The following is an 11,815-nucleotide window of genomic DNA, read 5'->3' as shown; positions in this document are numbered from 1 at the left end:
TCTCAGGCGAATATCCATGCCGTCGGCTCTTTCCATCGTTATCAATAATCCGTCGATCCGCATCGGGGCGCTCGCTATTCTGTTTTTCGGGTTTTCGAATGCGGCGACCGCTCCCTATCAGGCGGTCATCGGCATTCGCGAAATCGGGCTCAGCAACACCGTCTATTCCCTGCTGATGCTGTTTGCTGCTGTCATCAATGTCAGCGCCAGCGTGCTGATGGGCATCGTCGCCGACAGGCTGGGCGAATATCGCAAGCCCATGCTGTTCATCGCACTCTTCGGCGTCAGCGGCTATATGCTGGTCTATCTCGTCGGCAACGCCACGGCTTTCGTGAGCGCCAAGCTCGTTCTTCTGCCGATCTTCGGGGCGATGAATTCGCTGATTTTTGCGCATGTGCGTGCCGATGCACGTAATCTTTCCACGGGCGACATGATCGCCGTGAATTCGATCATGCGGGCAACGATTTCTCTCTCCTGGGTATTGGTGCCGGGCATCGTCGGTATCTTTCTGGTGAATTCCGGCAATATGCTGCTGGCTTTCCTTTTCTCGGGTATTTGTGCGCTTATCTGCTTTCTGCTCGTGGCCTTTTGCCTGCCGCGCGCCGCCACGCCGGCGACCGTGAACACCGAGGCGCGGTTCGGTTTCCGCGCTTCGCTTGCGGAAGTCGGGTCGCGGCGGGTGCTGCTGCGGATCATCGCCATAGCCCTGATCTGCTCGATGCTGCATCTCAATGATTCCATACGTTCGCTGATCATAACGGGTCAGGCGCAGGGCACGGTCGCGGATATCGGCATCGTGGCGGGCATCGTCGCGGCGCTGGAAATCGTTTTCATTCTCCTGTGGGGCTGGATCGAAAAAAAGGTGCCGCAAACGCTGACGCTGGCGGCGGGAGCGGTGCTTTATGCCATCTATCTCATCCTGCAGGGGCTCGCTTCCGCGCCATGGCACATTTACGCACAAACCGTCATCAGCGCGCTGGGCGCGGCGGCCATCATCAGTATCCCGATTACCTATCTGCAGGAACTGATCGCGGATCGGCCAGGGCTTGGAAGCTCGCTGATCGCCGTCAATATCTTCCTTGGTGCCGGTCTGGGTGCGCTGATTTTCGCCCTGGGCACATTTGTCACAAGCTATTCGGGAACCTCCATTCTGGGAGCAGTTGTGGGTCTCGGCGGCGTTTACATGCTCTATGCGCTTGATGGGACGGGGCGCCGCAGGTAGAGCGTCGGGCCGAAAAGTGTGGGCGGCTTTCGGATAACCCGGTGCGTGAACAGAGCACGTTCGAATGAAAGAGGTTACGATGATTCTCGAGATTTGCGTGGACGATGTGGCCGGGCTGGAAGCGGCGGTCAGGGGCGGTGCCGATCGTATCGAGCTCTGCGCGGCATTGTCCGGTGGCGGCGTTACACCGTCTGCGGGTTTCATGCAGCGGGCGGCGGCCTATGGATTGCCGGTCAGTGTGATGATCAGACCGCGCGCCGGTGATTTCGTGTTCACGCGTGACGAAGCCGATGTGATGAAACGCGATATTGATGCGGCGCGTGCTGCGGGGCTTTCCGGCGTGGTGCTCGGCGCGTCGCTTGGCGACGGATCGCTTGATATTCCATTGCTCGAGGAATTGCGCCGCCACGCCGATGGGCTGGATTTGACGCTGCACCGGGCGATCGATGTCGTTCCCGACATGGATGAGGCTTTGGAGGCCGCCATCGCGCTCGGTTTCCCGAGAATTCTGACCTCCGGCGGCGCACGTTCGGCGCTTGAGGGCATGGAGACGCTGGCGCGATTATCCGAGAAGGCCGCTGGCCGGATCGTCATCATGCCAGGTGCGGGCGTGCGTCCGCAGATCGTGCAGACATTGCTGGACCGCTTTCCGATCACGGAAATCCACGCATCCTGTTCCGCCGTTCCGTTTTATGATCCGGAAAGCAAGGTGGCGAAGCTCGGTTTTACCGGCGATGGGCGCAAGGGAACGGACGAAGCGGCGGTTCGCGAGTTAAAGGCGATCCTCACCGCTCATCAAAAAGGCGGCGCAAGGCTCTAGCCGTTCCGGCAGCGCCGTCGAGATCGAGTTTGATCTTATCCGGGGCCGGCAGAGCCAATGCGGCCCTGATGGCATCGGCCATGGAGTGCGCAGAGATATCTTTCTCCTCCAGAACCTGCGCCAGTCCCAGCCGCGCCAGTCGTTCGGCGCGGGCGCTCTGTTCCGTTTCGCCACCGGCTGCGAAGGGGATCAGGAGCGAACGGCATTTTGCCTGAAGAATATCGCAGACGGTGTTGTAACCGGCCTGTGAAACGGAAAGCCGCGCGCCGGCAAGAAGGCTTGCGAAATCCTTGCGGAAACGAAAGACGGATACATTGTCCGCCGCCTCAGCCGAGATCGCATCGAAATCCGCTTGAGGCATATTGGGGCCGGTGACGAGGCACCAGCTTTTGATGCCGTCCAGCAGCGGGGCGGCCTCAAGTGCCGCTCGCACGAGCGTTGCTCCCACCGCGCCACCGCCTGCGGAAACGACGATATCGAATTTCTCCACCGGTTCGGGGGGCGGTAGCGGTGCAACAAGGCCCGTATAGATGATGCGCTGGCTGATTTCGCCGGCAAGAGGAAAGGTATCCTCCAGTCGCACAAATTCCGGATCGCCATGGACCAGCACCGCATCGAAATGTTTCTTCACCAGCGACACGGTTTCTTCGTCCCGGCCGGGTTTGGTTTTTTCCTGCAGAATGTCACGCAGCGACGTCATGACGAGCGGGCGCGGTTCGCTATCCTCGATCTCATCCAGAAGCGGCAGCAATTCGAAACGCACCTGCCTGCGGCCGAAGGGGAAAGCCTCGATGATGACGATGTCCGGTTTTGCGCCATGGTAAGCGCCGATCAGCATGTCTGTTCGAAGCTTTTTGAAGTCGTCATCCACCGGTTTGCCGGAACTGTCGACAAGGCCGGAAAAGCTGCCGTCGCTGACGGCGATGGGCGGCAATTCGACGTGACGGATACCATCGCCCGGAAAGCCCGGAACCGGAGTGCCGCCTGTGACCAGAACGACATCGAAACCATCCGCCTGCAGGGCATTGGCAATGCGACTGGCACGGGCGATATGGCCGATGCCCAGAAGATGCTGGACATAAAAGAAGACTGAAGGGCGCTTTTCCGTATCACTCATGGCGTCTTTTCCCACTCGGTTTCGAACAGGGCCTTCAGTTCGGCAATGCTGGTGCGATGATCGAAAGCGGTTCGAACGCGGTTTTCGGCGGCAGCACCCAGACGCTGGCGCAATTGCGGATCGGTGATGGCCGCACGCAGTGCTTCAGTGAAAGCGGCCGGATTTTCCGGCTCGGTCAGCAGTCCGTTTTCACCGTCGACGAAGAATTCCGGAATGCCTGAGATTTTGGTGGAGATGCAGGTCAGCGCCTGGCTCGCGGCCTCGACCAGCACATTGGGAAGGCCGTCACGATCGCCATCGCTGGTAATGCGGCAGGCAAGGGCGAAGAGATCCGCCTCCCGGTAATTCTCCAGCACCTGCTTCTGGTCCATGGCCCCGGTCCAGACGATCCTGTCGGCGAGGCCAAGCTCGTCCGCGAGTTTTTTCAGCGCGACCAGTTCATCACCGCCGCCGATATGGGTGAAACGCCAATGGATATCCTGCGGGAGTGAAGCCAGCGCGCGCAGGAGAATATCGATGCCCTTTTTCTTGACCGCCCGGCCGACGCTTAAAATCCTGACCGGGTCACCGGCATCTGAACCGTCTCTCGCCGGGCGTGGCGTTTCGAAATGCGGGAAGCGGGTGAGATCGAGGCCATGATAACTCAGATGCACATTCTGCCTGGCCCCGGAAAGGGTCTGCAGATGCTGGAAGCCGCCGGCAGTGCAGGTCACGGCCCAGCGGGCGCTTTGCAGCTTGGCGGCAAGGTCACGGTCGTTTGAGGTCCAGATGTCCTTCGCGTGCGCCGAAATCGTCCACGGTGTGCCAGTAATGAGATGGGTATAGGCAGCGACCGAGGCGGGTGTGTGGATGAAATGGACATGCAGCCATTCGGCATCCGCCGGCCATTCATGCGAAAGGACGGCGGCCTGCCCGAAACGGCGGAACCGGTTGCGGCTGAGATCATGCGGCAGATCGCTGAAAAAACGGCGGAGCGCCCTGGTGAAGCCCGGCTTTTTGCGGCACGCCCACAATGCCTTTAGAACGCGCAGCGGTTCTTCATGCAGATATTCCGGCAGGTAGGTGACGGGTGCGCGAATTTCATCATGAACGGGGTGGCGTTTTTTATCCGTCGGCCGGCGCATGGACATGAGTTCGAGTTGCAGCCCGGCTTTCTCCAGCCCCAGAAGTTCCTGGGCGATGAAAGTCTCCGACAGGCGCGGATAGCCCTTGAGGAGCACCACGATTTTTTTTGTATCGGTCACGTTGCGCGTGTCTCTTTTAAAGTGGTGGTTATCGGGGAGCAAGTCACGCGGTCAGCGGGATTGGCGCCTTTTCGCCCTCGGGCGGCAGCCACTCGGCGATCCGTTTCGATATGTTTTCCAGACCGTCGAGTTTCAACTCCCGCGAATTGACGGAGGGCGGTGCACGGTTCGGCAGCGCCTTGAGAGCCGCCGCCATCTTGGCGGGGTTCTCGGCATCTTCCGGCAGAAGCATGTCGAAAAGACCGAGTTCGGACGCGCGACTGGCGCGGATAAGCTGCTCTTCCCGCGGCACCGTGCGCGGCACGACAAGGGCGGGCTTGTCGAAGGACAATATCTCGCAGACGGTATTATAACCGCCCATCGATACAACGGCCTGTGCACCGGCGACGAGATCTTCCATGCGATTGTCGAATTCGATGATCTCTATATGCGGAATATCGGCAACGCTGCTCATGAAGCGCTGGCGCTGATCGGCCGGCATATAGGGGCCGAGCACCACAAGTGCCTTGTGCGTCAGTTCGCTGTCATGGCGGTAGGCGTTGATGACGTCGTCGATCAATTCGCTGCCATCGCCGCCGCCGCCGGTGGTGATGAGAAGATAGTCCCCCTCCGGACGATGCGCCACGGTTTCCGCCTGGGTTTTCGAGCGCTGCAGGAAGCCGACGAAATCCATCTTGTCGCGCACGGTCTCGGGAACATCCAGTCCCGTCAGCGGGTCGTGGAAATCCGGCGGGCCATAGACCCAGACATGGTCATAAAACTGGCCGATCTTGGTCATAACGTTATTGCGCTTCCACTCCGCTTCAAGCAGTTGCGGCGCATCCATGACATCGCGCAGGCCGATGACGAGCTTGGTTCCCTGACCCTTGAGATAGGCAAGCGTTTCCTCCACCTCACCGCGAAGGCCCATGGGCTCCTTGTCGACGATGAAGATATCCGGCTGAAAGCTTTCGGCGGTATGATAGATGATGGAACGGCGCATCTTCAGCGTTTCCTGAAGATCGATATGCCTGTCCATCGAGGTATATTCGCCATTGCGCAGCTTGATGACGCTCGGGATTTTCACGAAATCCACGCGGGCGCGATAATCGAAGGCGCCGGCAATCGTCGCGCCGGAAATGATGAGAACGTTGAGGCCGCGATAATCCTCCACCAGCGCATGTGCAATCGTGCGACACCGCCGCAGATGCCCGAGGCCGAAGGAATCGTGGCTGTACATGAGGATACGCGCGTCGTTCAAACGGGAGGTCAAAGGCCACACCTCTTTTTGCCTTTCAGAAAAAAGGCGATGGCGGAAGAGCAGTTTATCAAAGGGTGTTCCATTTTATCTGAAGGGATCCGCAGCATCACGTAGTCCGTCACCGAAGAAATTAAAGGCCAGAATGACGAGAACGACCGGGATCGTCGGTAGCAGAAGCCACGGATATAGCGCAATGACGCTGACGCTGCGCGCCTCCGTGAGCAGAATTCCCCAACTTGTGATCGGTGGCCTGAGGCCGAGACCGAGGAAGCTCAGCGCGGTTTCGCCAAGAATCATGCCCGGTATCGTCAGTGTGGCCGAGGCTATGAGGTGCGACATGAAACCGGGAATAAGGTGCCTGCCAATGATGCGCGGCGTGCCTGCACCCATCAATTGCGCAGCCAAAACATAGTCTTCCTCGCGAAGCGCCAGCAATTTAGAGCGCACGGCGCGCGCCAGTCCCGTCCAGTCCAGCATCCCGAGAATGATGGTGATACCGAGATAAACGAGAATAGGGCTCCAGGTCACGGGCATGATCGCCGCAAGCGCCAGCCACAGCGGAATGCTTGGGATGGATTGCAGGACCTCGATGATGCGCTGAACGATCAGATCAAAGGTGCCGCCGCGATAGCCAGCTAAACCGCCGATCACAATGCCGAGAACAAAGCTCATGGCGACGCCAAGAAGGCCGATGGTCAGCGAGATGCGTGCGCCATAGATGATGCGCGACAGCACATCGCGTCCCAGCCGGTCGGTGCCGAGCAGGAACATTTCGCCGCCTTCGGCGGGGCATACGAGGTGGGTTCTGCCTTCGAACATGCCCCAGAAACGGTAGGTATCGCCCTTGCAGAAGAAGCGCAGCGGCTGGATATCCGTCGGTACATCACGGTAGACGCGCCTCAGATTGTCCATGTCGAGCGTCATCTCCCGGCCATAGACAAAAGGGCCGACAAATTTGCCGTCATTGAAGAGATGAATAGCCTGCGGCGGAGCGTAGATATGCTCGATATTGCGGGTGTGGAGATTATACGGCGCCAGGAACTCGCTAATCAGGATCGAGAGATAAAGCACCACGAGAAAAGCGCCGGACCACACCGCGATCTTGTGCTGGCGGAACTGCCACCACATGAGCCGCAATTGCGATGCCTTGCTGAAGGCCGCCATTCCGGACGTGTTGGGTTCGATGAGCGACGGGTCGAATGGCGCTGTCGAGACGTAATGGGGCAGCGCTTCGCCCGAGTTCGGGATGGATGAAGTCATTTGACGTTACCACCTCCAAAGCGAATTCTCGGGTCGAGTACGGCAAGGGCGATATCCGAGACCAGAACGCCGATCACCGTCAGGAAGGCAAGGAACATCAGGAACGAACCGGCCAGATACATGTCCTGGCTCTGCAAAGCCCTGATGAGCATCGGACCGGTGGTTTCGAGCGACAGCACGACGGCGGTAATTTCCGCGCCGGAAATAATGGCAGGCAGGATCGAGCCGATGTCCGAAATGAAGAAATTCAACGCCATGCGCAGAGGATATTTGATCAGCACCTTGAAGGGGTGAAGCCCCTTCGCACGCGCCGTTACGACATATTGCTTCTGCAATTCGTCCAGGAGGTTGGCGCGCAGGCGGCGGATCATGCCGGCCGTGCCTGCCGTTCCGATAATGAGGACGGGTATCCAGATATGTTCGAGGATCGACTTGAACTTCGCCCAGCTCATTGCCTGGTTCAGATATTCCCGGTCCATCAGATGGCCGATGGAGATTCCGAACCAGATATTGGCAAAATACATCAGGATCAGCGCCAGCATGAAATTGGGAATGGCGATGCCGAGCAGGCCGAGGAAGGTGAGCCCGTAATCACCCCAGCTATATTTATGCGTGGCGGAATAGATGCCGATCGGGAAGGCGAGGAGCCATGTGACGATGATGGTGACGAAGGATACCAGCACCGTCAGCCACAGGCGGTCTCCCACCACGTCGCTGACGGGCAGCTGATATTCGAAGGAATAACCGAAATCGCCGACCAGCATGCCGGTTGCCCAGCGGAAGTAGCGGATCGGTGCAGGCTGATCGAAGCCATAGCGGGTACGCAGCTCCTCGATTTCGGCAAGGTTCGCCGTCTCGCCCATGGCGCGCAGTTCGGCGACATAACTTTCGAAATAATCGCCCGGCGGCAGTTCGATGATGGTGAAAACCAGCATCGAGATCAGAATCAGCGTGGGGATCATGACGAGGATGCGCTTCAAAATATACCGCAGCATATCAGGCGTCTCCGTCGTACCAGAAGGCATCCGGCAGGTAGACGCCGAGATACGATGTGGGTTCATAACCGAAAAGCGCCTTTTCCGGCACATTTCGCATGCGTTTGACATGGACGACGGGCTGAAGTGCGCCGTTGACGATGCCGATGGAAAAGACCTGCTGTGTATATATTCCCAGCATCTCCAGCCAGATGGCTTCGCGTTCTTCCTCGGTGACGCTTCGGCGCCATTTCTTCAGGAGATCGAGCAGATGCGCCGCCTCTGGCAGATCGGGTTCCTTGCCTTCACGTCCGCCGGACAGATAATGGATGCCCCAGACCGGCCATTGCAACTGGTCGTCGCCGGTGGGGGCAAGGCCGGATGGCAGCATATCCGGGGTCGGTACGCCATTGTCCATGCCCATCCATACCGACATCAGCACCTCGCCGCCCATGGCGCGCTTGCGGAAGACATCGCGTTGGGTGGGGCGAACGGAAACCGCAATACCGATATGCCGCCAGTGATCCGTCACCAGTTCCATCACGTCGGTCTCGAGCGTGCTTTCGCCTGTTGTTTCGACGATAATATAGGCCGGGCGTCCATCCGGCAGGAGCCTTATGCCGGCGTTGTCGCGCTTGTCGAGACCCACTTCATCGAGCAGCCTGTTGGCTGCCGCACGGTCGAAGGCGCTCCAGGCTTCGGCGAATTCGGGTCGGTAAAGCGGGCTTTCCGGCAGAACCGTGTCGGCGCTTTCCTTCGCCAGCCCGTAGAAGCAGACCATGTTGATTTCATGCCGGTTGATCGCGAGCGACAAGGCCCGGCGCACGCGCACATCCTGGAAATAGCCACGCCAGACAGGATCGGCGCAATTCAGATTGGGCAGAAGCGCGATGCGTGATCCCTGGGAGCGCTTGTAGAGGTTCACCTTCAGGGGAAAGCGCTTTTCGGCATCTTTCAGAAAGGTGTAATCGGCGAAGTCGAGGCCGAAATATTGCAGGTCGCTGTCGCCTGACGCGGTCTTCGCCGAGATGATATCGGACGAGGTGACGTTCAGCAGGAACCGGTCGAGATAAGGCAGCTGCAGGCCATTTTCGTCGACGCGGTGATAATAGGGATTGCGTTCGAACACGAATTGTTCGGCCGGCGGCGAAGTCGTGTTTCGCCATGCGTCGAGCGTCGGCAAAGCGGGATTTTCCGGCCGGACCTGTCTCGACATCTTGATATGCAGCCCGCTCCAGTCATCCGCCTTGTTCTTCTTGATGAGCTTGGCGAGATTTTCCGCCGTCTGATATTTGACGTGGAACTGCTTCATATAAGCGGCGGGGAGGAACAGCCGCGCTGGCGAGGCGGCCGCGAGCTTCGCCAGAAAATCCGGATTGGGGCCTTCCCAGGTATAACGCACGGTTAACCGATCGATGACCTCGATCAGGGGTGGCTTATTGTTGACCAGAAGTTCGATCGGCGGACCGCCCTTGTGGATTTCCTTGTTGAGGGCGACATCCTCCCAGAAATAACGGAAATCCTCGGAGGTTAAATCGCTGCCATCGGACCATTTGTGGCCCTCGCGCAGCTTGAAGGTGAAGATGCGTTCTTCCTCGACATCGTAGCTTTCCAGAATGTCCGGGTGCAGCTCGAATTTTTCGTCATAACCGACAAGGCGGGCATAGTTGCTGATCGGCATAAGCCTGATATCGCGCTGGCCGCCAATCAGCATCCGCACGGAGCCACCGTGTTTTCCAGGCTCGCGGCCAAGCGCTTTCATATCGATGACGCGCGGGTTCTTCGGCAGACGTTCCGCCACATCAGGCAATTCGCCCTTCTCCCGCTTTTCCTTGAAGTAGTCGGGATCGGTATATGCGGCGCGTGCGTAGGTCGGCAAAAAGACGGATGCGAGCAGGGCAAGGGTGGTGCGGCGCGTGATCAAGGGCGAAGCTCCCGGATGTCGGCATTGCCGTTGGCAAGAACGAAATGGCCTTCGCCCAGATCGGCGGAGATCATCGCACCATCACCCTCGTCGCGGAATTGCCTGCCCCAGTCGAACTTGCCCGTCGCGCTGATCTTGCCGATGGTGCGGAAATCGAGTGGACGATCGAGATCGGGAAAGGGCACAGCCGCCAGCAGCGATTTGGTATAGGGATGTACGGGGGAGCGCATCAGGACTTCCCGTGGTGCCAACTCGACGATGCGGCCCTCGCACATCACTGCCACGCGGTCGGCCATATAATCCACGACCGCCAGATTATGCGAGATGAAGAGGTAAGTGAGGCCGAGGTCCTTTTGCAAATCCTTGAGCAGGTTGAGAATTTGCGCCTGCACGGAGACATCGAGGGCGGAAACGGGTTCATCACAGATCAGCAATTCAGGACCGAGCGCCAGCGCTCTCGCAATGCCAATGCGCTGCCGCTGGCCGCCGGAGAAACTGTGCGGGTAGCGGTTCAGGGCGCTTTCGCCAAGACCGATGGCCTTCAGGAGATTGCGGACTTTTTCAGCGCGATATTTCGCGTCGCCGCGTCCATGGATTTCAAGCGGTTCACTCAGGATGTTGCCCACGGTCATGCGCGGAGAAAGCGACGAGATAGGGTCCTGAAAGACCATCTGTATCTTCGAACGCAATTCCTTGAGATCGCCGTCCCTGGCATTGAGGACGTCGATATCGCCCTGCGGCCGGTGGAAGGTTACAGAACCTTCGTCGGGGCGGACGGCGCGCATGAGGATCTTGCTGACGGTGGTTTTGCCGCTGCCGCTTTCTCCCACCAGCCCAAGGCATTCGCCCCGGCGGATTTCAAAACTGACGCTGTTGACCGCCTTGGTGGCGTGTGCGTCGCCTTTGCGGAACCAGCTGGATTTGCGGGTGGTGAAGGTCTTGCTGATGTTGTCCACGGTCAGAAGCGGTCCGGGCGTCTTGTTCACCGCGGCGGTTTTTTTGCCGACAAGGCTTTCATGATCAACCGTGATTTCGCGCAGTGCCTTCAGTCTCTCGCCGGGCTTCATATCGAAATGCGGCACGGCGGCCATCAGGCCCTTGAGATAGGGATGGCCCGGCGACTTGAAGATGTCGTCGACGGTGCCTGCCTCCATGATCTCGCCCTGATAGATCACGGCAACCTCATCGGCGATGTTCGCCACCACGCCGAGATCGTGGGTGATGAGCAGCATGCTCATGTTCAGCCGGCTCTGCAGATCGCGCAGGAGCTTGAGGATCTGCGCCTGTATGGTCACATCAAGCGCCGTCGTCGGTTCGTCAGCGATCAGAAGGGCCGGGCGACAGATCAGCGCCATGGCGATCATGGCGCGCTGGCGCATGCCGCCCGATAATTCGAAGGGATACATGTTCACGACCTTCTTCGGGTTGGAAAACCCTACAAGATCGAGCGTTTCATGCATTTTTTCCGCGCGCTCGGCCGGCGACAGGATGCTGTGGATTCGCAGCGCCTCGTCGATCTGGTTGCCGATGGTGTGCAGCGGTGAAAAAGATGTCATCGGCTCCTGAAAAATCAGCCCGATGCGATTTCCGCGGATGGCCCGTATTTCCCGGCCGTCCTTCGGCAGTTGCAGCAGATTGACGGGGCCGGCGGCGGTATTTTGGGGATCGGTGAAGAGCACGCGGCCATTCACGCGCGCCGTCTTGGGATGGATGCCCATGATCGTCTGGCCGATGACGGATTTTCCCGAGCCGGACTCTCCGACCAGCGCGGTTACTTTTCCCGGAAGAATGCGAAGGCTGGCGCCCCTCACGGCATCAATCGTACCACCCATAAGAGAAAACGAGACCCGCAGGTTTTCAATACGGAGCAAATCTGCGCCTGCGCTCATGCCAAAGGGTTCCTTGCCGTCTCTTTATCGTTGCCTTGTGACAACTTGCTCAGGAGGGCTTAAATTCACGTTATCGCAGGGTTTGTTGTCTGTCTATGCTTCTGAAACATCGAATTGTTTAGCAA

General features: G+C 58.8%; 9 protein-coding genes. 2 read left to right on the top strand and 7 right to left on the bottom strand.

Annotated elements, in window-relative coordinates:
• The first annotated feature begins 16 nt into the window (after positions 1–16).
• Together AGR13A_RS12905 and AGR13A_RS12900 are read left to right on the top strand one after the other, a co-directional pair.
• Entirely contained in the window at positions 17–1,222 is a 1,206-nt protein-coding gene (locus AGR13A_RS12905) for an MFS transporter (protein ID WP_035221560.1), read from the top strand.
• A 79-nt stretch (positions 1,223–1,301) separates the two neighbouring features.
• Positions 1,302–2,042 carry a copper homeostasis protein CutC gene (locus tag AGR13A_RS12900; protein ID WP_035221558.1) on the top strand — a complete coding sequence of 247 codons (741 nt, stop codon included), beginning with the start codon at positions 1,302–1,304 and terminating at the stop codon, positions 2,040–2,042.
• On the opposite strand, the gene AGR13A_RS12895 is transcribed toward AGR13A_RS12900, so the two are convergent.
• The 7 genes from AGR13A_RS12895 to AGR13A_RS12865 form a co-directional block, all read right to left on the bottom strand.
• Complete coding sequence (locus tag AGR13A_RS12895) at positions 2,008–3,159, bottom strand: glycosyltransferase family protein (RefSeq protein WP_080836047.1); 1,152 nt, start codon at positions 3,157–3,159, stop codon at positions 2,008–2,010. The two genes, AGR13A_RS12900 and AGR13A_RS12895, sit on opposite strands and share 35 nt — an antisense overlap.
• Positions 3,156–4,403, bottom strand: coding sequence for a glycosyltransferase (locus tag AGR13A_RS12890; protein WP_167377494.1), 1,248 nt, complete (start codon positions 4,401–4,403; stop codon positions 3,156–3,158). The genes AGR13A_RS12895 and AGR13A_RS12890 overlap by 4 nt, the downstream gene beginning before the upstream one ends.
• A 43-nt stretch (positions 4,404–4,446) precedes the next feature.
• Entirely contained in the window at positions 4,447–5,655 is a 1,209-nt protein-coding gene (locus tag AGR13A_RS12885) for a glycosyltransferase family protein (protein ID WP_035222072.1), read from the bottom strand.
• Between the two features lie 72 nt (positions 5,656–5,727).
• A complete protein-coding gene (locus tag AGR13A_RS12880; protein WP_003492297.1) occupies positions 5,728–6,903 on the bottom strand; it encodes an ABC transporter permease in 1,176 nt (391 codons plus the stop codon).
• Positions 6,900–7,898 (bottom strand): ABC transporter permease, encoded by a 999-nt coding sequence (locus AGR13A_RS12875; RefSeq protein ID WP_035221552.1) that lies wholly within the window; start codon positions 7,896–7,898, stop codon positions 6,900–6,902. Before AGR13A_RS12875 ends, AGR13A_RS12880 begins: the two co-directional genes overlap by 4 nt.
• A 1-nt stretch (position 7,899) precedes the next feature.
• Positions 7,900–9,801, bottom strand: a complete 1,902-nt coding sequence (locus AGR13A_RS12870; RefSeq protein ID WP_080836044.1) for an ABC transporter substrate-binding protein — start codon at positions 9,799–9,801, stop codon at positions 7,900–7,902.
• Positions 9,798–11,690 (bottom strand): ABC transporter ATP-binding protein, encoded by a 1,893-nt coding sequence (locus AGR13A_RS12865; protein ID WP_080836041.1) that lies wholly within the window; start codon positions 11,688–11,690, stop codon positions 9,798–9,800. Before AGR13A_RS12865 ends, AGR13A_RS12870 begins: the two co-directional genes overlap by 4 nt.
• Positions 11,691–11,815 lie beyond the last annotated feature (125 nt).

Source organism: Agrobacterium genomosp. 13 str. CFBP 6927, assembly GCA_900012615.1.
In the GTDB taxonomy this organism is placed as follows: domain Bacteria; phylum Pseudomonadota; class Alphaproteobacteria; order Rhizobiales; family Rhizobiaceae; genus Agrobacterium.
Note: the sequence above shows the minus strand (reverse complement) of the source record. Positions and strands in the feature narration are given on the sequence as shown.

Excerpts from the sequence above, each read along its gene's own strand:
- AGR13A_RS12905 (WP_035221560.1), top strand. The coding sequence starts at position 17 with ATGCCGTCGGCTCTTTCCATCGTTATCAATAATCCGTCGATCCGCATC.
- AGR13A_RS12900 (WP_035221558.1), top strand. The coding sequence starts at position 1,302 with ATGATTCTCGAGATTTGCGTGGACGATGTGGCCGGGCTGGAAGCGGCG.
- AGR13A_RS12895 (WP_080836047.1), bottom strand. The coding sequence starts at position 3,159 with ATGAGTGATACGGAAAAGCGCCCTTCAGTCTTCTTTTATGTCCAGCAT.
- AGR13A_RS12880 (WP_003492297.1), bottom strand. The coding sequence starts at position 6,903 with ATGACTTCATCCATCCCGAACTCGGGCGAAGCGCTGCCCCATTACGTC.
- AGR13A_RS12875 (WP_035221552.1), bottom strand. The coding sequence starts at position 7,898 with ATGCTGCGGTATATTTTGAAGCGCATCCTCGTCATGATCCCCACGCTG.
- AGR13A_RS12865 (WP_080836041.1), bottom strand. The coding sequence starts at position 11,690 with ATGAGCGCAGGCGCAGATTTGCTCCGTATTGAAAACCTGCGGGTCTCG.